At 30.8% G+C, this 23,601-nt stretch carries 13 protein-coding genes; 8 read left to right on the forward strand and 5 right to left on the reverse strand.

Annotated elements, in window-relative coordinates; all coding sequences use genetic code 11:
* Positions 1–48: 48 nt before the first annotated feature.
* Positions 49–1,392, reverse strand: a complete 1,344-nt coding sequence (locus tag Q0997_RS05800; RefSeq protein WP_299885927.1) for a serine hydrolase — start codon at positions 1,390–1,392, stop codon at positions 49–51.
* A gap of 205 nt (positions 1,393–1,597) precedes the next feature.
* On the opposite strand from Q0997_RS05800, the gene Q0997_RS05805 reads away from it, so the two are divergent.
* Together Q0997_RS05805 and Q0997_RS05810 are read left to right on the forward strand one after the other, a co-directional pair.
* Positions 1,598–3,517: a transglutaminase family protein gene (locus tag Q0997_RS05805; RefSeq protein ID WP_299885930.1), complete on the forward strand. Its 1,920-nt coding sequence runs from the start codon at positions 1,598–1,600 to the stop codon at positions 3,515–3,517.
* 12 nt (positions 3,518–3,529) lie between these two features.
* Positions 3,530–5,731, forward strand: a complete 2,202-nt coding sequence (locus Q0997_RS05810) for a hypothetical protein (RefSeq protein WP_299885933.1) — start codon at positions 3,530–3,532, stop codon at positions 5,729–5,731.
* A gap of 84 nt (positions 5,732–5,815) precedes the next feature.
* On the opposite strand, the gene Q0997_RS05815 is transcribed toward Q0997_RS05810, so the two are convergent.
* The gene (locus tag Q0997_RS05815) at positions 5,816–9,988 is read right to left on the reverse strand and encodes a GEVED domain-containing protein (RefSeq protein WP_299885936.1); all 4,173 of its coding nucleotides are present in this window, start codon (positions 9,986–9,988) and stop codon (positions 5,816–5,818) included.
* Positions 9,989–10,177: 189 nt separating this feature from the next.
* A complete protein-coding gene (locus tag Q0997_RS05820) occupies positions 10,178–11,545 on the reverse strand; it encodes a sodium:alanine symporter family protein (protein ID WP_299885939.1) in 1,368 nt (455 codons plus the stop codon).
* 175 nt (positions 11,546–11,720) lie between these two features.
* On the opposite strand from Q0997_RS05820, the gene Q0997_RS05825 reads away from it, so the two are divergent.
* Positions 11,721–14,033, forward strand: a complete 2,313-nt coding sequence (locus tag Q0997_RS05825) for a M43 family zinc metalloprotease (RefSeq protein ID WP_299885942.1) — start codon at positions 11,721–11,723, stop codon at positions 14,031–14,033.
* Positions 14,034–14,267: 234 nt separating this feature from the next.
* Positions 14,268–17,318, forward strand: coding sequence for a reprolysin-like metallopeptidase (locus Q0997_RS05830; protein ID WP_299885945.1), 3,051 nt, complete (start codon positions 14,268–14,270; stop codon positions 17,316–17,318).
* Between the two features lie 75 nt (positions 17,319–17,393).
* On the opposite strand, the gene Q0997_RS05835 is transcribed toward Q0997_RS05830, so the two are convergent.
* Together Q0997_RS05835 and Q0997_RS05840 are read right to left on the reverse strand one after the other, a co-directional pair.
* Positions 17,394–18,347: a phosphoribosylaminoimidazolesuccinocarboxamide synthase gene (locus tag Q0997_RS05835; protein ID WP_299885948.1), complete on the reverse strand. Its 954-nt coding sequence runs from the start codon at positions 18,345–18,347 to the stop codon at positions 17,394–17,396.
* Between the two features lie 76 nt (positions 18,348–18,423).
* The gene (locus Q0997_RS05840; RefSeq protein ID WP_299885951.1) at positions 18,424–19,377 is read right to left on the reverse strand and encodes a PhoH family protein; all 954 of its coding nucleotides are present in this window, start codon (positions 19,375–19,377) and stop codon (positions 18,424–18,426) included.
* A 121-nt stretch (positions 19,378–19,498) separates the two neighbouring features.
* Between Q0997_RS05840 and Q0997_RS05845 the strand changes: the two genes are divergently transcribed.
* The 4 genes from Q0997_RS05845 to gldG are packed head-to-tail and all read left to right on the forward strand — an operon-like array spanning position 19,499 to position 23,461.
* Positions 19,499–20,332, forward strand: coding sequence for an SAM-dependent chlorinase/fluorinase (locus tag Q0997_RS05845; RefSeq protein WP_299885954.1), 834 nt, complete (start codon positions 19,499–19,501; stop codon positions 20,330–20,332).
* A 3-nt stretch (positions 20,333–20,335) separates the two neighbouring features.
* A complete protein-coding gene (locus Q0997_RS05850; protein ID WP_299885958.1) occupies positions 20,336–20,632 on the forward strand; it encodes a putative quinol monooxygenase in 297 nt (98 codons plus the stop codon).
* Between the two features lie 25 nt (positions 20,633–20,657).
* On the forward strand, positions 20,658–21,062 hold the full coding sequence (locus Q0997_RS05855; protein ID WP_299885961.1) for a hypothetical protein: 405 nt from the start codon (positions 20,658–20,660) through the stop codon (positions 21,060–21,062).
* Complete coding sequence (gene gldG, locus Q0997_RS05860) at positions 21,062–23,461, forward strand: gliding motility-associated ABC transporter substrate-binding protein GldG (protein WP_299885964.1); 2,400 nt, start codon at positions 21,062–21,064, stop codon at positions 23,459–23,461. The genes Q0997_RS05855 and gldG overlap by 1 nt, the downstream gene beginning before the upstream one ends.
* Positions 23,462–23,601: the final 140 nt, after the last annotated feature.

The following is a 23,601-nucleotide window of genomic DNA, read 5'->3' on the forward strand; positions in this document are numbered from 1 at the left end:
ACTACTCCCATATTTTACTATTAATTTTAGATTAACAGCTAAGACATTTTATTCAATCTTTTTTCCTGGAATGGTTCTTCCGTTTTGGAATAAAGTCATAGTATCGATTTCACCTTCAGCATTTGCACTAAATTCTATTGTTGCTTTTACTACTTTGTAATAAAATGTATTCTCATCTGAAGCATAAATTTCAAATTGTGATTGTCCTGTTGCTTGTGCAAATAAATGTCCATCTTTTGTAGTAATTACTATATTAAAATTAGGAGCTAATTCATACTTCCCAACATAAGTTTCAAGAATCTCTGGAGCAATAGTCTTAGCTTTTTTGATTTCTTTTAAAGGTTTTGACATGCCTAATAAATTAAAACCAATTGTTGCAATGTTTTCAGTAGAATTAGTTAAAACCACTACTCCTTTTTGCGTTCCTTTTATAAATGCTGTAAAGGAATTATAACCTCCAGTTTGTCCATTATGCCATATAATATTATTATCATAATGCCATCCTAAACCAATCTCAAAATCACTAGTTTTATCTTTGAAAGCAGATTGATGACTTAATTGCATTGCATGATACAGTTTAGTCTTATTTACTCCCATATTTGCTTTTAAAAATTTCACCATATCGTTTGCTGTAGAACGAATTCCTCCAGCACCACCAAGCGTTATAATATCCCAGTTAGCAACTTCAATTGTACTTACATGACCTTTTGCTAAACGTTTTTTCATAGCCTCTGTAAAAGTTATAGCTGTATCTTTCATTTCTAAAGGTTTCGCGATAGTTTCTATAACTAATTCTTCGTATGTTTTTCCACTTTGTAATTCTAAAACATGTCCTAACAAGCCCATACCAAGGTTAGAATATTCATATGTAACACCTATATCTCTAGTTAATTGGTAATTAGAAAGGAATGAGTACAATTGTTCGTATGTATAGTCTGCAAAAGGATTATTTTGATCTTTTGGCGCAAAATTATTTGGCATTCTTGGCAAAGCTGATGTATGGGTTGCTAAATCTTTAATTGTAATAATTTTACCATTTCTTGAAGGTGTTTTCACAGTTTCCGGAAGATATTTAGAAATAGGATCTTCTAAACTTATTTCTCCTTTCTTTATTTTATTGGCTAGAAGAATTGTAGTAAAAACTTTAGAAATAGACCCAATCTCAAATACCGAATTTTCGTTAATCTTAGTTCCATTATCTACTGCAGTTTTTCCAAGACTATAATATTCAACGCTATCTCCTTCTACTAATCCAACTATTACACCTACATTGAAGTCATTTTCAACACGTGCTTGAATATGGTCTTTTATATTTTGGGGAATTTTACTGTCTTGCGCATTGATAGAAAACACCATCAAAAACACACCTAATAATACTACGATTTTTTTCATAATAACTATATTTATATTACTGCTGTTTTATTATTAATTATAGATACTTGTAACTTATTTTAATATGACGCTACTTATATAAAAATGTTACTGAAAAAATAATTTTAATAACTATATATTTTGGATATAATGTGAAAAGTATTGATTTTCAGTTTCCGTAATAAATATTCACTATTTTTGACGCCCTTTAACTATTTAACCTACTATGAAAAGTATTTTAACAGTATTACTAACACTTTGCGTTTTATTTTCCTTTGCTCAAAGAAAAACTGAAGCCACTCCTGAAGATATATCTAAAGCAAAAAAACTAAAAATTACCTATCCAAAAGATGATGTTATTATTTTAAATAATTTTGAAACGATTTCTTTTAACAAAAATAAAAAAACAGAAAAAATAACTGTTTCTCATGAAAACAAAGAAGAACTTCTTAATATTAGTGCCAGAGCAGATATTCAAAAATATGTGAGTTACACTGGAGAGTCTATTGTTAAAGAAATTAATTTAAAATATAGAAATAAAAAAACGACACATGACCGTTTTATAGACGAAGCTATTTCTGATAATGATTTATTTCATCATGATGCTAGAGTTAAATATGCAAATGTTAGTTTTCCTGTGCAAGGCTATAAACTTCTTTTTGATTCTAAAAAACAGTATAATGATATAAAATACTTTACAAGTATATATTTTAATAAAGAACAGCCTATTATTAATAATGAAATAAAGATTATAGTTCCTGAATGGCTAAATATCGAATTTAAAGAACTTAATTTTGAAGGCTATAACATTGAAAAAAAAGTAACTTCAGACAAAAAAATAAAGTCCACAATCATTACTTACATAATTAAGGATTTAAAAAGTAAGTATGATGAAGAGCAATCACCTGGGCCTAGTTTCATTTATCCTCATTTATTAGTACTTGCAAAATCTTATAAAGATTCTGATAAAGACATTTCTTTATTTAAACAAACTAAAGATTTATATGGCTGGTATAAATCTTTAGTGAATAAAATGGAAGAAAATCCAGAAGCTCTCAAAGAAATTGTATCTACACTTACTAAAGATTTATCCAGTGATGAGGAAAAAATTAAAAACATCTATTATTGGGTACAAGACAATATAAGGTACATAGCTTTCGAAGATGGTATTGCTGGATTTAAACCAGATGAATCTCAAAATGTATATAGAAAAAAGTATGGAGACTGTAAAGGTATGGCTAACTTAACAAGACAAATGTTAAAATTAGCAGGTTTTGATGCCAGATTAACATGGATAGGAACTAAACGTATTGCTTATGATTACTCTACACCAAATTTATCTATAGACAACCATATGATTTGTACTTTATTTAAAGATGGTAAAGCCATTTTTCTTGATGGCACAGAAAAGTATAATTCATTTGGAGAATATGCTGAACGGATACAAGGAAAACAAGTTTTAATTGAAGATGGTGATAATTTTATCTTAGATAACGTTCCAAAATCTCAATCTATAGCAAATAAAGAAACTTATACATTTAATGCTAAAATAGAGGAAAACACGCTAAAAGGTAATGTTGAAATGTCTTTTGATGGCGAAAGCAGGGCATCATTTTTATATTACTTTAATACTATAAAAAATGATAGAAAAGAAGATGCTATAATGTATTATCTAAATAATGATGATAAAAACCTTACAGTAACAGATGTTGAAACTTCAGATTTATCTAATAGAGATAACACATTATCTATAAAATATAATTTAGTTCAAAAAAACACTGTTTCTTCTTTTGGAGATGAAATCTATATTGATTTAGATTATAAAAAAGAGTTTGATAAATTTCAATTTGAAGAAAGAAATACTGACTATTTATTTTCTTATAAAAAACATATTAACTCTATTATTACGCTAGAAATTCCTGCGAATTATAAACTTAGTGAAACACCTAAAAATATAAATATAGACACTGAAAATTATACTGTAAATGTCTCTTTTCAACAAGACGGTAATATTTTAAAATATAAAAAGACTTTTATTTTAAAAAATGCTGTGATTAAAACAAATGATTTTGAAAATTGGAATGAGACAATGCAAAATTTAAATTCTATATACAATGAACAATTAATCTTAACAAAAGTTAAGTAGCAACCTAATTATATGATATCAAAAATAAAATTGCCTAAACATTTAATGTTTTTAATGTTTTTTATTCTAGTAGCTACCAACATTACATATGGTCAAAAGAAAAAAAACAAACCTACTATAAGTGATAAAATATGGAATACAACTACAAAAAATAAAATTAATACGGTACCAGAAAAATGGAAAGGAGAATCTGCTGTATACTTGTCAAAATCCTTAAATTATACTTACAATAGGCCTCATAATAGTATAGAATATACTAAAATTGTTAACCATAGAGTAAAATTATTAGATCAAGCAGCCGTTTCAGAATTTTCAGAATTTAAATACCCAAAAGATAATAGTTATGTTGCTTATGGAACAAGTAAAGTAACAAAAACAATAACTATAGGAGTAAAAATTATAAAACCTGATGGTAAAGAAGTTATTGTAGATACAGACGAGTCCATTGAAGGAGAAGATTATAACAAAATAGCTATACCCAACTTAAAAAAAGGAGATATTATTGATTATTTTTTTCACACTAATGTGATTTTAGGAGAAAATGACCTTTATCACTATGAACCGGTTGAAATTCTTATACCGGACGATTACCCGATATTAGATTATAAATTTGTACTAAATACAGAAAAAGATTTTTTTATCACATTTGGGACATATAACAATGCCCCTAGTTTAGAAAAAACAACTCCTGAAGCTGGAAAAAAACGAGATAAAAAAAGGAGATATATTTTTAATCTTAAAGATGTTGAAAAAATTGATTCTAATAGATGGTTTTTTCCTTATGTTGAATTACCAGCTTATAAATTTCAAGTAAACTTTGCTAGAACTGGAAAATATGAAAAACGTGCTTATGCGTTTATTCCTGAAGAGTCGGGAATGATAAAAGATAAAATAATTAAAGAAGACATTTTTAATTTTTATGAAGATAAATTTAGACCGGTAGGTAAACTTTCAGAAGTTAAGAAATTTTTAAAAGACAAAACATTCACTTCAAATGAGGAAAAAGTAAAAGCTGTTTTTTATTATATAAGACACGCCTATTTCACCAATTATATAGAAGCAATATTAGCTTATCAAAGTAAAATCATGATGAATTCATTTGCCTATTATGGTAAGAATCCAATCTTTTTTCAAGAAGATCAAGAGTTTATAAAGTTTTTTGCTGCCTTTTTAAAAGATGAAAAAATAGATTATGATATTTTAATTGGGACCAAGAGATATAATGGTACTCTTGAAGAATTGTTGTTAGAAAGCAATATAGATTTCCTCTTAAAAGTTAACACAGAAACTCCTGTATTAGTCCAATCATTCAATCATTTTTCTAATGTAAATCTTATTGACCCATTATTAGAAAACACAAATGCTTATGCATTAAAAGTTACAGATAGAAAGTACATAGAAAATATAGAAACCGTAAAGCTTCCTAGTACTACAGACAAAGAAAACAATTCAACAAATAAATTAAATATTAATTTCACCAATGATTTTTCTAGTATTAATGTGAAAAAACAATCTTACTACAAAGGTCAAAGTAAAATAAATGAGCAAAAGAACCGACTTAATTTTTATGATTACATATATGAGGACTATAAAAAATTTAAAACTAAACCTTTAATAGACCGCATTAAAAGAAAAAAAGAAAAAGCCAAATTTAAAAAGGAATTTGATGCTGTAATATCTAAATCTAAAGACGATCAAAAAGAAAACTTTGAAAATATTATAAATAGCGAATATGATATAAAAGTTAAAAATTACAATTACAAAATAAACGAAACAGGAAGGTTTGATAAGAATGAAGCTTTCATTTTTTCTGAAGAATTCTCTATAGATAATGATTTAATAAAAAAAGCTGGTAAAAACTACTTATTGGAAGCTGGTAAATTAATTGGTGGGCAAGTAGAGATTAAAGATAATGAGAGAGCACGTAAGAATAATATTTATATGACTTATGCACGTTCTTTTGATAATAATATCACTATTAGCATTCCAGACGGCTATACTGCTCAAGGACTTGAAAAATTTAATATTAATATTGAAAACGAAACTGGTGGTTTTAATAGTAAAGCTGTTGTTAAGGATAATATGATAACCATAACAACACATAAATACTATAGTAATAATTATGAACCAAAAGAAAACTGGTCAAAAATGATCGATTTTTTAGACGCAGTTTATCAATTTACTCAAGAAAAAATATTATTTAAAAAATTATAAGTATAAAAAAGAGCCAGTATTTACTGGCTCTTTTTTTATTAAATTAAATATAACTTCAAGGTTTAAAAAAGCTACTATTTTTAGCTAGTGGACGACTTTTTTAACTTTCTCTTTTCCGTTATTAAGCGTAGCTTTAATTAATAATACATTATTAGTTTTATTGATATTATCTAAACTAATTGTTGACAGATTAATGTTATTAAAACTGAATAACGTTCTTCCTATAACGTCATATACAACAATATCTTTAATAGTAGATCCTGCAGTCACATTAATAACATTGTTTTCTAATTCTATTATAATTTCTGAATTCTCAATTACATCTTCAATTATTACTGAAGGATCTTTATAACGTAAAACAAAACGATTATTTATAATATTACTATTAGCTGTGAATATATATGGGCTATTTAAAAGATTATGTAGGGTACCTGTCTCTAAGTCTTCAATAAAAATGTTTTGCGTTCTATTTTCAAACAATCCATCTAATTTATTGATACTAATTGTATGCGCTCCTTCTTCATAGATAGACAAACCTAAAGCCACTGTATCATCATCATTAAAAGGTAGTTTCTTTCCTTGTATTACCATTTTTTCTTCTTCAATAAGGGAGTAAAAACTTTGAGAGTTAATTGACTTGTTAGTGTAAGCGTCATACAATCTATCTTTTTCATTAGTAGCATTTTCAACATAACCAATTAAAACGCGGTTTAACAAACCAGAAGGTGCAACTAAATCTAACCAAATTCTATGTTTTTCAGTATCATTTTGATTAGTATTATTAGCTCTATAAAATTGATTATTATTATAAGTTCTATCTCTTAAACTATTATTAAAAGTAACTGTTTCATTAGTACTAGCAGTCGATTCATTCATAAACACAAAGAAGCCTTGTCCTGCAGCAATTTCACCATTGAAACCTGGCGGTGTAGATCCAGTAGAGTTATAAGTAATATAATCTAAGCTACTATAGTTATAAACATAATCTGAATAAAACGGATCTGGATTAGCAGCACTAGGATCTATCAAGTGCGCCCATAAATAAACAGCGCCATCAATATTTGTATTGAGTGTCATAAAATCATCAGCATCTATGGCTGAAGGATATGGATTACCAATTAAATTCCAATTATCATCTTGATTTGTCACTAATGTAGAACTCGGGCCCATGTAATCTGCTCCCGTATAAGTACCTCTACTTATAGGCATTAAAATCTCTCCATTGTTAGCAATTCCAATGAATGTTGCCGTATAATCTTGTGGTGTCGAGGTATATGTACTTGGTCCTCTAACGGCATAACCTTTACCTGCACTCATGTTTCCACTTGCACTAGCCCAATTACCAAAATTATTAGCTATTGTTGGTGTCCATTCCCAAATTAAACTGGCAGGAGTATTTGGAGAAACAGAAAGTATAGGAAAAGCATTTACTGGAGACGACCAATATACATAGTCTAATTTATTAATATTAGTCACTCTATCCATCGTTATATTTCCAACGTTATTTACATCATTAACTTGAATAATACTTCCATCATCTTCCACAAATAAATCTCCATTATTCGCTATAGAAATAGCATCTACAACTGATAAGGTACAATCAGATTCAATAGTTAAATTTGCATCATCCTCAATTAATACACTCAATGCATCACCATCAAAAAGACTAGAAATAATAGGATCGTTTGCAGTTACCGGTATTTGTACACAATCTGTATTAATAGGAACTCCAGATGGCGTCCAATTCGCCGCTACTGCCCAATTAGAGCTAGTACTTCCATTCCATATTTTACTTGGTAGGATTGTAACCGTCGTTTCATCAGTTTCAATTAAAGTAGAGCCATCACATAATGTATATACTACTTCTGCGGTATAAGTTGTTGTAGATGTAGGATTTACAGATATAGTATTTGTATTTCCTAAAGATGCTCCAGAAGTTCCTGAACCTTCGTACCATGTTAATTGAGTAATTGATGTTCCTGCAGGTACAAAACGCCATGCTTCATTAGTTACAGTCCAATCTGCATCTAAACCATTTCTACCGGGAGCAACAACTGCTTGTGTAGCATCATCATTTTGAATGCCAACTATAGCATTACCATCATTCCAAGTGCCATCAATATTTTTTTCTTCTATATATACTTCAATAACATTTGTATTTTCATACAATACTATCATTCCTGTATATAGAATAGAGTTATCACTATACATAGGAACATCATGCCAGGATGCGACTAGGGCTCTACAACCTGTATTAAGGGTTATTAATTCCCAACCTACTTCTCCTCCAACACTTGGATCGATATCATGATAAACCCCATAAATAGTATTAGCAAATAAAGCATTTGCAGTACTTGGCAAATCATTACTAAACTGATAACCTGTACCACTGCCAGGTGTAGAAATATCAAAAGTAATTATACCATTAGACCCTATTAATACTTCATTATATGTATTACCATAAAAACAAAAATCAAACGGTAGGTTAACTACTGGAGACCATACATCATCACTATTTACACTTACAGGGTTAATAAGACATTCATATTGATATGGTGGTGCATAAGCAATAGACTCTACATTATAAGTAGAAGTATCTCCTAAATCTAGAAACGTTGCTTCTAAATCAATATTAGAAGACGCTGCGCTACAAGCTATAGAAGCAGGATCTACTCCATTTAATCCTAAACCTCCAGATACTACAGATGGACACCCTAAAGTCGTTGTTCCTGTTCCTGGGCCGATAGCACAGTTAGGAACATATAAATACGTTGGGCCTACCCATACTCCATCACCTGTACCTCCACAATTTGCACGTACCCATACATAATAATCACCAGTTACTAAACCTGTTAAATTAGCTGTTGTTATTCCAGCAGCTGTACTACCTGTTGGAGTATCTGTTGGATTAGGTGCTAATGTACTAGTAGTAACATAATAATCATATCCATTAGAAGGTACTGGTGTTCCTTCAGTCCAACTTATAGTCGCTGTCGTTTGAGAGGTTGGTACAGCTGTTATCGAAGTAGGATTTCCCGAACAAGGTAAAGCAGAGGCTACATTAAATGTATAATCCTCGGTTTCACTATAAGTAATAACTCCACAGGCAACCGGATCAGAATCAAAATAGTCGATACGAATACGCATCCTATGGTCTCCTATACTAGCAGAACTAGGCACTGTAAAAGTTCCCGTATTACTTGCATTATAACCTCCAGAAGCAAATACTTTTTCATCTGTATTATTAAAAGTAAAATCATCATTCCAATCAACCCATATATTAAATCCATGAGTACCTCCAACAAAATCTGAAGAAAAACTTATACTCCCGTCATTAACTTGGCTTACAGATGCTGCGGTAAAGTTTCCATATCCACTAGTTGAATAACCAGATCCATTATTAGTTATATTAGCAATACCTCCTGAGGTAGAAAAATTATCTATATAATTAGTAGAATTAGAGCTTGTTGAAAGACAATATCCTGTAGAAAAAGAATATACTGATGTCCATGAACTAAAACCATTAGTATCACAATCACTTCTAACATATAAATAGTAAATTGTATCTGCTGTTAAACCTGTAATGTTTTGAGAAGTGTTAGTTGTTGGTGTTCCTGCTCCAGTTGGTGGTGTAGAAACAGTAGATAATACATATTGATATCCATTAGAAGGAGCTATGCTTGGAGCTGTCCAATTAATAGTTGCAGATGTTAAAGTAATATTTGTAGCAGCATCTACAGTAGGTGCTAGACACACTAGACCTACAGCACAAATGTCGAAAGTTCCATTATTATTATTTCCTGCTTCCCAAAAACGAACATAGAGTGTATCTCCAGGTGTTAAACCCGTTCTATATATATATGGCATATTACCATTTGCACTACTATTATTATTACATTCTAAGAATGTTAAACTAGAACATGTACCAGAGTATAGTGCCATACCTCCATTTATAACAACTCCTGTATTAGTATCTAAAGTTATTTCTCCATTTGCTGGAACAACCACAGAGAACCAAACATCTCCTCCTTGGTAATTTGCACATCCAGGATTAGCTATACCACTATCTGTAGCTGTAGCATTGGTATATGTCGAGAATACACATGTCGAATTCTGACTTAGAGGAATCGCAGTACAAGGTGTATCATTCGATGGTGGTAAGCCCTTATCTATTAAGCTATATGCATTACTAAAAGTGGTAAAAAAAACGTAGGTTAATAAAGTTAAAATAAATTTAACTTGGTAAAAATGATTCATAGAGATAGGTGGTGCTATTAGTTGATTGTAATTTACAAATATTCTCTTAATAAAAAGTTAAAATATTGAATTATTGTAAAAATAAACCGATTAAACTAACTTTATTATAGTTAAAATTACAAAATTGAATATTCATTCGTTAAAAAAAGATATTTTTTTAACATAATAATTCCTACTCTACAACCAATACTATTTAAGTTTCATAAAGTAGCTTTTAGCCTCTTTCAATACTTTTGGAGCTAACAATATAGTCGCTAACATTGTTGGTATTGCCATTAGAGCAAAAACACCATCAATTAAATTTAACATTAAACTTAAAGATGTCGTAGCCCCAAGAATAATACTAATTATATAGAAATAATTAAAATAATGTTTATTATGTGCTCCAAATAAAAATGACGCACATTTCATTCCATAGTACGAATAGCTAAATAATGATGAAATACTAAACACTGCAACACATAGCATCAATAAATATTTCCCTCCATATGGAATAGCTTGAGCAAAAGCCGATGCTGTTAAGCTTACTCCATTAGCATCACTAGTTTGCCAAACTCCTGTAACCAAAATAGCTAAAGCAGTTAATGTACAAACTATTAATGTATCTATAGCTGGGCCAAGCATAGCAACTAAACCTTCACGAATAGGCTCGCTTGTTTTTGCAGCTCCATGTGCCATTGGAGCTGTACCAATACCTGCTTCATTAGAGAAAGCACCTCTACGAATGCCTAAAAGAATTAATCCTCCAAGAATACCTCCAAAAAAAGAATCGCCTTTAAAATTATTTGCAGCAAATGCATCGGTAAAAATAAGTTTTATATAATGTGGTACTTCAGAAAAATTTATAAACAGTATAATTAATACTAATATAAAGTATAAAATCACCATGCTTGGTACTAATTTAGAAGCTACTTTACTTATTCTATTTAAGCCTCCAAGAATTACCAAAGCAGTAAGAAAAACCAAAACTAACCCAATACTCAAATTCGAGAAAAAAGATATTTTAATTCCGTTTGGAGTTAATACAATATCATTTATTGCTTGTGTTAACTGATTAACATTAAAAACAGGTAGAACACCTATTAAGCCGGAAAAACAAAAGAAAGCTGCCAATGGTTTCCAATGCTTACCCAAACCTTCAATTATAAAATACATTGGACCGCCTTGGATATCTCCATTACTATCTTTACCTCTGTACATAACTGCTAAAGAAGATGTGAAAAATTTTGTACTCATTCCAATTATAGCACTTATCCAAAGCCAAAAAATAGCTCCAGGGCCACCTATTGCAATTGCTACCGCTACACCAGAAATATTTCCCATACCAATAGTTGTAGATAAAGCTGTTGTTAAAGCTTGGAAATGTGTTATTTCACCTGGATCATCTGGATTGTCATACTTACCACGTAACACCTGAATGGCATGACCTAGGTACCTAAAAGGTAAAAACTTTGAATATATTATTAAAAATATCCCACCACCTATTAATATAATTAGTAAAGGTAAACCCCAAACAAATGAAGCAAAATCAGAAATAAATTGGTCTAGTTTTTCCAAAAGTTATGTTTTTATAAATGTAACAAAATGAATAGTTAATATTACAAAACATTTTTCCTCTTTCTATAATTTAATTATTAGAATATAACAATATGGTAATCTTTTATTAATAAAAGTAGGGTGTCACTCATTTTAGATGTTAATATTATATTATAACCATAAAAAATATCTTAAAATGAGATTAAAATTATCTTTACTATTGTTATTATTTAGCATTACAACAATTATTAATGCTCAAGAACGTACGTGTGGTATGGTTGAATATATGCAGGAAAAAATGAAAGATCCTGAATATGTTAAACAATATCAGAAAACTCAAGCAAAATTTAAAGCTCAGTTAGAAAAGAATTTAGCAAATAAATCTTCATCAAGAATGATGGATCCTATTATTATTCCAGTTGCAGTCCACTTCCCTAGTGGTGTGGAATCAGATAGAGCTTGTTTAGAAGCTTTAGCTCAAAATCAAATTGATATTTTAAATGCAGATTTTAATGGCACTAATGCAGATATTTCTAACTGGACAGCTGCACAACCATACTACCCAGGAGTTTCTACTGGTAATGCAAATTTTCTATTTTGTATAGCAACCATGAATCATCCAACAGGTATAGATCCAGATATGGTAGAAGGTGGACCAGCAGTAACTATTGGGTATAATTTTGGAAGTGGTAGCGAAACAGATCCAGCTTGGGGTGGTTATATGAACTTTCTTGTAAAAGATATTGGTGCCGGATTATTAGGTTTTTCTCCTTTTCCTGGGAATGTAGCTGCAGGACAATCTGTAACCATGAATTTAGGCGCTTTTGGCTCTGGGGCTGGATGTCCAAATTCTGGTATAGTCCCTGGCGCTCCTTATGATTTAGGTAGAACAGTTACACATGAATTAGGTCACTTTTATAATTTAGACCATACTTTTACAGGCTCTTGTTCGTCTGATGATGGTATTGCAGATACTCCAAATCAAAATGCTTCAAGTGGTGGATGTCCTGCTTTAGGATCTCAAGCGGGATGTGTTTCTGGTGAACAAGTATTATTTCAAAGTTATATGGATTACACCAATGATGCCTGCATGTTTATGTTTAGCTCAGGTCAAACAGATGTTGCAAGAGCTTTAGTAATGTCTTTAGAATCTACTTTTAAACCAAATGTAGTATCATGTAGTGCTGCTCCTGATTTTAACCTTACAGCTGCAAATACTTCACAAAATATATGTACACCAACTAATGAAGTAACCTATTCTATTAATTATGTAGCTACTGGTGGTAATACAGATACAACTACATTTTCTGCAACTAATTTGCCAGCTGGAGCAACTGCTTCTTTTAACCCTGCAACATTAAATGCAGACGGAACAACGACATTAACAGTAAGTAATTTAAGTGGTGTAGCCACTGGAAATTACGCTATAACTATTACTGGAACTGGAGTTACAACAAATACAATAAATGTTGATTTAGGTGTTGAGGGAGCTGCTCCATCTATTCCTACTCTAACTAGCCCTTCTAATGGGGCAACTGGAACAAGTATAGTAGTAAATTTAGATTGGAGTCCAATTGCCAGCGCAACTAGTTATACTGTTGAAACTGCAACCGATTCTGGTTTTACTACAAATACAACCTCTGATACTGTTAACAGTGTTGGATTTAATACACCAACTCTACAGGAAATGACGCAATACTTTTGGAGAGTAAAATCTATTAATGGCTGCGGGGAATCTACTTACTCTTCAGTATACGATTTTACTACAGCTTCTATTTCATGTAGTACATATAACTCTACCCAAAACAATATTAACATTCCTGGTACTGGTAATAGTGCGCATGTTATAACTTCTACAATAAATATAACTGATGATACAACTATAACAGATCTAAATACAACAATTAATATACAACATATTTGGGCTGGTGATATGGAGTTAATGTTAACTTCTCCTGCCGGAACTTCAGTTATTATGTTACCAAATAGTTTATGCGATGATGGTACAGATGATATAGCTGTAACCTATGATGACCAAGCTGCTGGGCCTGTATCGTGTAGTACTACTGCCCCATGTGTAGGAGGCACTGCTCAACCTAGTAATCCTTTATCTGCTTTTAATGGAGAGAATACTATTGGTGATTGGGTATTAACCGCTACTGATGGCTATCCATCTGCAGATGGTGGTGAGTTCTTAAATTTCTCAATTGAAATTTGTGGTGTAACATCTGCTTTGAGCGTTGATGAATTTAGTATAAGTAATTCTATTAAATTATGGCCAAATCCATCTAATGGAGATATAAACATCTCATTTAATACTCAAAATAATGACAATGTTAATGTAAGTCTTTATGATTTAAGAGGCCGTATTATTAACAAGCAATCTTTTAATAATACGCCAGGAATATTTAATAAAACTATACAGTTTGGAGACTTAGAAAGTTCTGTTTATATATTGAGTGTAGAAAATGGAGGACAAATAATTAACAAACGAGTTATTATAGAATAATATAAAAACATTATAACCAGATTAAAAAAAGGGCTCCTATTGGGAGCCCTTTTTTTAATCTGGTTATATATAATTCTAAATAAAAAACACTAAACAATAAATTAAACTTATATATAAAAAATAGGGTAAACTAATTCTTAAGTGTTACTATATTATCCATGAATGAAGTAAATATAGAAAAATCTCTTATGGCTTATATTCATGATATTTATTTAACCAAAAACATAATAATAAATGAATTTAAAAATTACTTTTTCAAGTTTTTTCTTAGTTATGTTTAGTCTTATTGTTACTGCACAAGATGGCATATGGACTAAAACGACTTTCAAAGAAAACACCAATGGCATCTCATTAAAAAACCTAGACAAGGATAACTCTGAAGTTTTCCAATTTAATATAGAAGGTTTCAAACAACAACTACAAGGTGCACCATTAAGAAATGCATCTCAAGGTAGATCTAATACCATTGTTTCTTTTCCAAGTATAGATGGTAAAATGCAAGAATTTAGAATTGTAGAAACCCAAATTTTCTCTTCTAACGATAATGCTGCAGACCATCCAGGAATTAAAACATATTTAGGATCAAGAGTAGATAATTCAGGAACTAGAGTAAGATTTAGTGTAACACCTTTAGGATTAAAAGGAATGATTTCTGAACCAGGAAAAGAAATGGTTTATATTCAACCAGTTACTAAAGTGTCTAATGGACAATACCTATTATATAACAGAACAGCAAAACTTAACTCTTCTGAAACATTTGAATGCTTAACAGAAGATATAGAAATCACTAAGCGAATTGTTAGTAGCGAAGTATCTAGAGATGCTAACGATCAATTATTAAGAACTTTTAGAATGGCTTGTTCTGTAACTCAAGAGTATACAACTTTTTGGGACGATGGCAATGCAGCTAATGGAGATGCTAGAGCTGATGCTTTAGCACAAATGGTTTCAACTTTAGATAGAAATAATGAAGTATTTGAAGTAGATATGGCGATTACATTTGTTTTAGTTGATACAGCAGATGATCCAGCTTTAGATTTAGTATATTCAACAACAGTTCCAGATCCATATGGAACAAATTATAATGGAGACCTACAAGCAAATTTAACAGCTACAGTTGGAGAAGCAGATTATGACATTGGTCATTTATTAGTATTTGCTGGAAATAATGGTAATGCCGGATGTATAGGTTGTGTATGTGAAAACGGAAAAGGATCTGCTTTTTCTGCTCACCAGTTTACAGATAATGATGGCGGTCCATATATGGCAGACTTTTTTGATATAGATTATGTACCGCATGAAATTGGTCATCAAATGGGAGCTAATCATACTTATTCTCATGTTAACGAAGGAACTGGAGTAAATGCAGAACCTGGTAGTGGAACAACTATTATGGGATATGCAGGTATTACAGGGCCTAGTGATGTTCAAGATCATAGTAATCCATATTTTCACTATTATAGTATCACGCAGGTATTAGACAATGTTGCTAATGCTCCAAACAATTGTGCAGTAACTACAGCAATAACAAATAATCCTCCAGTAGCAAATGCAGGAGCAAATTTTGCAATTCCTAATGGTACAGCTTTTATATTAAAAGGAGCTGCAACAGACCCAGATGGAGGAGATACTTTAACGTATACTTGGGAACAAATAGATAGTGGCACTGTTCCAAATACTGTTTTTGGACCAACAAATACTGCAGGAGCAATGTTTAGATCTCGTCCACCGAGTACTTCACCAGATAGATATATGCCAATATATAGTAGAGTTTTAGCTGGAGAATTAACTGAATCTAATCCAGTTGAAACTGTTGCAAATACTTCTTGGGAAACAGTATCCACTGTAGCTAGAACATTAAATTTCGCATTAATAGTAAGAGATAGATCAGAAGCTGGAGGCGTTGGACAATCACCTCAAACAGATTTTGATGAAATGGTTGTAACTGTTGAAGGAGGAGCTCCTTTTACAGTAGTGACTCCACCAGCTTGGGGAAGTGGAAGTTCTCAAAATGTTATATGGAATGTAGGGTCTACAGATAATGCAACGATTAATTGCCAAACTGTAAATATTAAATTTTCTACAGATGGAGGAGCTACTTTTCCTACTACATTAGTAACAAACACACCTAATGACGGAACAGAGTCTATAACTGTTCCTGCAGTGGCAGATACTAGTAATGCAAGAATTTTAGTTGAAGCTGCAGATAATATTTTTTATGCATTGTCTGAAACATTTGATATTTCAAGTGCGCCTTCATTTGCTTTAAATAATACAAATGGCGCTCAAAGTGCATGTGGTATAGATTCGGTATCATATGATGTTGATTTCTTTACTGTAAATGGTTTTTCTGAGACTACAACTTTTAGTGCTACTGGAAATCCAGCAGGATCTACTGTTGTGTTTTCTCCAACAACATTGAATGCAGATGGAACTACAGTTATGACTGTTAATGGTTTAATGGGAGCAACAGCAGGAGATTATACTATTGTAGTTACTGGTATGTCGGCTTCAGAAACTAAGACAGTTGATGTTATGCTTACAGTTGTAGATGGACTGTGTGCAGCTGCAGCAACTAATGCTGACGATGACAGGATTACTAGAGTAATATTTAACACCATTAATAATGTTACTTTAGATGCAAGTGCAGATGATCCTTATCAAGATTTCACTTCTATTTCAACTGATGTTGAAATAGGTTCATCTCATGATATGACAGTAAATGTTAATACTAATGGTGATTTCCCATATGTAATAAGTGCTTGGATTGATTGGAACCAAAATTGTATTTTTGATGCAAACGAGAAATATAATTTAGGAACGGCTGCAAATGTTGTTGATGTTGCAACGAGTGACTCTCCTTATACTATAATGGTACCTGCTGATGCAATTCTAGGAACGACTACTATGAGAGTCAGGATGGAAAACACACTATCTGACATAGATAGTCTTACACCATGTGGAACTGGTTTTTGGGGACAAGTAGAAGATTACTCTGTAAATGTTACAGATGCTTTAAGTGTTGATGAATTTAGTCTTAATAACTTAAGTATTTATCCAAACCCAAATAATGGAGCGTTTAATGTTAAATTTAATACTACATCAAGCAATATAGATGTTGCAGTATTTGATATTAGAGGACGTTCAATTATTAACAACTCTTATAATACTACTTCTGGTGAATTTAACAAAGCAATTAACCTTGGTAATGTTGAATCTGGAATGTATTTATTAAATATTGATGATGGCTCAACAACTATTACAAAGAAAATTATTGTAGAATAATTTATTTAAGTAATTAGAAAAAAAGGGAACTCATTAATAGTTCCCTTTTTTTTATACAAGATTTAAATTTTAAAGCTATTTAGCTAAATAAACTTCGACATTATTATTTATTCGTTCTTGAATGTTAGAGACATCTGCTTTAATAAATTTTTCACCCATAATATTCTCGTATAATTCAATGTAGCGCTCACTAACAGTTTCTATATATTCATCACTCATAAAAGGCACAGTTTGTCCTTCTAATCCTTGAAAATTATTAGCTATTAGCCATTGACGCACAAATTCTTTAGATAATTGCTTCTGCGCTTCTCCTTTATCTTGACGTTCTTGATAACCTTCAGCATAAAAATAGCGTGAAGAATCTGGAGTATGAATCTCATCTATTAAAACGATTTTCCCTTCTTTTGTTTTTCCAAACTCATATTTAGTATCAACTAAAATTAAACCACGAGATGCAGCTATTTCTGTACCTCTTTGAAATAATTTACGTGTATAATCTTCAAGTATTATATAATCTTGTTCACTAACTATACCGCGTTTTAAAATATCTTCTCGAGAAATATCTTCATCATGATCTCCCATTTCTGCTTTCGTAGCTGGTGTAATAATAGGTTTAGGAAACTTATCATTTTCCTTCATACCATCAGGCATCTCAACACCACATAATACTCTTTTACCTAATTTGTATTCACGTGCAGCATGACCAGACATATAACCCCTAATTACCATTTCTACTTTAAATGGCTCACATAAATGACCTACTGCAACATTAGGATCTGGTGTTGCTGTTAGCCAGTTAGGGACAATATCTTCAGTTTGCTCCATAAATTTGGTAGCAATTTGATTAAGAATTTGTCCTTTATAAGGTATTCCTTTTGGCATAACAACATCGAAAGCACTTAGCCTATCTGTTGCCACCATTACCAATTCTTCATCATTGATATTATATACTTGTCTTACTTTTCCTTTATAGACGCTTTTTTGGCCTGTAAAGTTGAAATTTGAATCTGTTATTGTGTTATTAGCCACGAATTCAATAGTTTTAGTTGTGTGTTTTATGTTTCCTATAATTTTAGGAAGTGCAAAAATATTGATTTGTTATAAACTACTCTACGTTTTCTATATTTTTATATGCAGCAATCACTTTCTTAACCAATTTATGACGAATCACATCTTTATCATCAAGAAAGACCATGCCAATACCATCAATATCTTTAAGTACTAAAAGTGCTTCTTTTAATCCCGAAATAGTACGACGTGGCAAATCTATTTGTCCTGGATCTCCAGTTAATAAAAATTTAGCATTTTTCCCCATACGTGTTAAAAACATTTTCATTTGAGCATGAGTCGTATTTTGTCCTTCATCAAGAATCACAAACGCATTATCTAATGTTCGACCACGCATAAATGCTAATGGAGCAATTTGAATAGTACCATTTTCTATATACTGCGCTAGTTTTTCAGGAGCAATCATATCTCTCAATGCATCATAAAGTGGTTGCATATAAGGATCTAATTTTTCTTTTAAATCACCTGGTAAAAAACCAAGATTCTCTCCTGCTTCTACAGCCGGTCGTGTTAAAATAATACGCTTAACTTCTTTATTTTTTAAAGCTTGAACCGCTAATGCAACACCTGTATATGTTTTACCGGTTCCAGCTGGACCAATTGCAAAAACCATATCATTTTTACGCATTAGCTCTACTAATCTACGTTGGTTAGCTGTTTGTGCTTTTATAAGTTTCCCATTAACGCCATGAACTATGGTTTCTCCACTTTTTTCACTAGTAATATAATCATCACTACTTTGGCTTGTTAATACGCGCTCTATAACATTTTCATCTAGCTTATTATATTTCGCAAAATGTTTGAGTAACATAGTCAGTCGTCTATCAAACTCATCAAGTAATTCTTCTTCACCAAAAGCTTTAATTTTATTACCTCTAGCTACAATTTTTAATTTTGGAAAATACTTTTTTAAAAGTTTAATATTTTCATTTCCAGCTCCAAAAAATTCTTTTGGAGTGATTTCTTCAAGTTCAATTATGATTTCATTCAAATGGCAAACGTTTTAAGTAAATTATCTATTCTATTTTATTAGATTTGTTCTGTGCATTAAACTTAATAAAGTTACACAAATTTTAGTCGCTTTAAACCAAAAAAATATCAACAATTACTAAATGGCAATTATCACATTAACAACAGACTTTGGTGAGAAGGATCACTTTGCTGGTGCGATAAAAGGAGCTATTTATAGTGAATTGCCTGATGTAAAAATTGTTGATATCTCTCACTCTGTATCTCCTTTTAATATTCCTGAGGCTGCATATATTATTCAAAATGCATATAGCAGTTTTCCAAAAGGCACAATACATATTATTGGAATAGATGCAGAAATTAATGAAGAAAACAAACATATAGCGATTAAATTAGACGATCATTATTTTGTTTGTGCGAATAATGGCATTATGAGTATGATATGCTCTGAAATTTCTCCAACAGAAATTGTAGAGATAAATATTCATGATAAGATTGAAACCAGTTTTCCTGTTCTTGATGTTTTTGTAAAAGTTGCTTGCCATATTGCTCGTGGTGGCAAACTAGGTATTATAGGAAAAACTATTGGTGAAATAAAACCAATAAAGAACCTTGAACCTTATGTAAATGATGAGAAAACTCAAATTATTGGAAGTATAATTTACATCGATAACTACGGAAATGTAGTAACCAATATTAGAAAATCTTTTTTTGAAGACATACAAAAAGGACGGCAATTTGAAGTCTCAGCTAGAAACCATAAATTTAAAAAGATACATTCAAAATATAGTGATATTGTTAATTTTGAAATACCTGAAGAGAATAGAAATGATGAAGGTCGAGGTTTAGTAGTCTTCAACTCATCTCATTATTTAGAAATTGCAATTTACAAAGGAAACACCAGTAATATTGGTGGTGCCAGCTCTTTAATGGGATTAAAACTTAGAGATACAGTAACTATTAATTTTATAAAGTAAATTATGTTTGTACGAATTGTAAAAATGAGTTTTGCTGAAGAAAATATTGAACAATTTCTTACTAATTTTGAAACCGTAAAACATCGTATTCGCAATTTTGAAGGCTGTCAATTTCTTGAATTATATAGAGATAAACACAATACAAACATCTTTTTTACGTATAGCTATTGGAATACCGAAACCGATTTAAATAATTATAGACATTCTGACTTATTTAAAGGTGTATGGGCACAAACAAAACCAATGTTTAATGCTAAACCTGAAGCCTGGAGTGTGGATAAGCTAGTTACTTTAAGTTAAAGCAAGAAGAACTCATTAAAATAATATGCTTGGTAAAGCGCATTTATATATAGGAATATTAATCGTTATTATTTTTCTTTTAACGGGTCAATATATGCATCATGAATATGACCATTTAAAGAATATGGAATTAATGAATAGAGCTTTATTTAGAGCTGGTCATTTATATATTTTGTTATTCGGTTTAATTAACACCTCATTAGGAGCCTACTTAGTGCTTGCAAAAAACAAAACACTTAAAAAGATTCAAATATTTGCTTCTATAATAATTTTTATAGCAAGTTTTCTTGTTATATATGGATTTTTCATAGAATTACCGACAGAAGAAATAGAAAGACCTTTAACACGCTTTAGTCTTTATATGATATTTTTTGGTGTTGCTATTCACGGTTTAATATCTTTGATAAAAAATAATTCTAAATTAACATAATGTTCGCATTACTAAAAAAAGAAATCAACTCATTTTTCGCTTCTCCAATAGGTTATATGGTGATTGCCATTTTCTTATTATTAAATGGTTTGTTTTTATGGCTTTTTAAAGGAGAATTTAATATTCTAAACTATGGCTTTTCAGACTTATCGTCTTTCTTCTTATTAGCGCCTTGGATTCTTATTTTCTTAATTCCTGCTGTTACTATGCGAAGTTTTAGCGACGAGAAAAAACAAGGCACTTTAGAATTATTATTAACCAAACCTATCTCACATTTACAAATTGTTTTAGGTAAATATTTTGGTGCTTTCTTACTTATTCTATTAGCTTTAATTCCAACACTACTTTATGTATACACAGTTAACCAATTAGGAAAACCTATAGGTAATTTAGATTTTGGAAGTACTTTGGGTTCTTATTTTGGTCTACTATTTTTAGTAGCTGCGTACACTGCTATTGGCATCTTCTCCTCTACTCTAAGTGATAATCAAATTGTAGCTTTTATTATTGCCGTTTTTTTGTGTTTCTTCTTTTATGTTGGTTTTGAAGGTTTAGCAGATTTCACAGCTCCTTTTATTGAAAAACTAGGGATGAGTTCTCATTTTAAGAGCATGAGTCGTGGTGTTTTAGATACTAGAGATGTTATTTATTTTTTAAGTGTAACGGTATTCTTTATATTTCTTACAGTAAAACGTATTAATAATGAAGGTTCAAGCCCAATAAACAAAACGTATTTATTACTAATACCATTAACGTTAATTATGATAAATATTTTTATCAGTTCTAAATGGTATGGTCGTTTCGATTTAACTTCAGATAAACGTTATACACTAAATAAAGCTTCATTAAATGTTGTTAAAGATGTAGATTCTCCTATTCTAATAGATGTGTTTTTAGAAGGAAACGATTTTCCTTCAGAATTTAGGCGATTACAAACTGAAACCAAACAATTATTAGAAGAGTTTTCAGCTTATAACGACAATATAAAATTCAATTTCATTAACCCCATTGAAGATGAAACCACAAGAGATAGAAACATTGCTCAATTAACAGAACGAGGTTTAACACCTATGCAGTTAAGTGTTCAAGAAAATGGTAAACAATCCCAAGCTATAATTATTCCTTGGGCTTTGGCTAGCTATAATGGGCAAACTGTTGAAATTCCATTAGTTAAATATAAAATAAATGCTAATCAGCAAGAATTAGTATCTAATTCTGTACAACATTTGGAATATGCGTTTGCAGATGGTTTAAGTAAATTAGTAAACCCTAAACGTAGAAAAATAGCTATTTTAAAAGGCAATAATGAACTTGCAGATATTAAGATTGCCGATTTCCTTAAAACTTTAGGCCAATACTATTACATAGCACCTTTTACATTAGATAGTGTTGCATCTAATCCTCAAAAAACATCAAAATCGTTAAATACCTATGATTTAATTATAGCGGCAAAACCTACTGAAGCCTTTTCTGAAGAAGAAAAGTATGTCCTTGATCAATACACAATGAATGGAGGAAAAAGCTTGTGGCTAATTGATAAAATGGCGATGGAAAAAGATAGCCTATTTAATGCTGAAGGAAAAAACATTGCTGTTCCAAGGGAATTAAATCTTACTAATTTCTTTTTTAAATATGGCGCTCGTATTAATCCTTTATTAACCAGTGTTAAAAGTCAAAATATAGGAAGAATCACATTAGAAACTGGGCAAGATGAAAGTTTGAAACTACAACATTTTCTATGGCCTTATTCTCCTTTAGCGCTTAGCGATGTTAAACACCCTATTACTAATAATTTAAACTTTGTTAAATTTGATTTTGCTAACCAAATAGACACGTTAAAAAACAACGCTATAACAAAAACTATTTTATTAAAAAGTGATAGACCAAGTCGTTTAGAAGGAGCGCTATCTGAAATTAATTTAGCTTTTGCATTAAAAGAACCAGATTCAAGATTATTTACAGAAGATAGACAAAACTTAGCTGTATTATTAGAAGGTGAATTTACTTCTGTTTATAACAATAGAGTAAAACCGTTAAAATTAGCAGATGATAAAACTAAAAGTCCTGCAACTAAAATGATTATAATTGCCGATGGTGATGTTATAAAAAATGATTTAGAAAAAGGGAGACCAACTAGTTTAGGTTTTGATAAATGGACTAAAGAAACATATGGTAACAAAGAATTCTTACTCAATTCTGTTAATTACCTTTTAGACGATGACGGACTTATAAACATTCGTAGCAAAGAAGTAAAAGTAGCTTTTCTAGATCAAACAAAAATTGCTAAAGAAAAAACAAAATGGCAAATCATTAATATTATACTTCCTTTATTGATTCTAGGGCTATTTGGTTTTATTTTTAACTTTTTAAGACAACGTAAATACTCAAAAAAAGCTTAGACAAAACTTAAAAAAAGGAACACATTCGCAGTAATTTCTTGTTAATAAGTTTGTTTCAGTTTTAAGTGGTTAAATAATATATTTGTAGTAATTAATTATTCGGAATATATCGGCCAATTCATAGATGACATATTCATAAT

Origin of the sequence: uncultured Lacinutrix sp., assembly GCF_947500325.1 — a bacterium.
GTDB lineage: Bacteria > Bacteroidota > Bacteroidia > Flavobacteriales > Flavobacteriaceae > Lacinutrix.

Bases quoted from the DNA above. Each gene is read 5' to 3' on its own strand.
- Q0997_RS05800 (WP_299885927.1), bottom strand. From the start codon at position 1,392: ATGAAAAAAATCGTAGTATTATTAGGTGTGTTTTTGATGGTGTTTTCT.
- Q0997_RS05805 (WP_299885930.1), top strand. From the start codon at position 1,598: ATGAAAAGTATTTTAACAGTATTACTAACACTTTGCGTTTTATTTTCC.
- Q0997_RS05810 (WP_299885933.1), top strand. From the start codon at position 3,530: ATGATATCAAAAATAAAATTGCCTAAACATTTAATGTTTTTAATGTTT.
- Q0997_RS05815 (WP_299885936.1), bottom strand. From the start codon at position 9,988: ATGAATCATTTTTACCAAGTTAAATTTATTTTAACTTTATTAACCTAC.
- Q0997_RS05825 (WP_299885942.1), top strand. From the start codon at position 11,721: ATGAGATTAAAATTATCTTTACTATTGTTATTATTTAGCATTACAACA.
- Q0997_RS05830 (WP_299885945.1), top strand. From the start codon at position 14,268: ATGAATTTAAAAATTACTTTTTCAAGTTTTTTCTTAGTTATGTTTAGT.
- Q0997_RS05845 (WP_299885954.1), top strand. From the start codon at position 19,499: ATGGCAATTATCACATTAACAACAGACTTTGGTGAGAAGGATCACTTT.
- Q0997_RS05850 (WP_299885958.1), top strand. From the start codon at position 20,336: ATGTTTGTACGAATTGTAAAAATGAGTTTTGCTGAAGAAAATATTGAA.
- Q0997_RS05855 (WP_299885961.1), top strand. From the start codon at position 20,658: ATGCTTGGTAAAGCGCATTTATATATAGGAATATTAATCGTTATTATT.
- gldG (WP_299885964.1), top strand. From the start codon at position 21,062: ATGTTCGCATTACTAAAAAAAGAAATCAACTCATTTTTCGCTTCTCCA.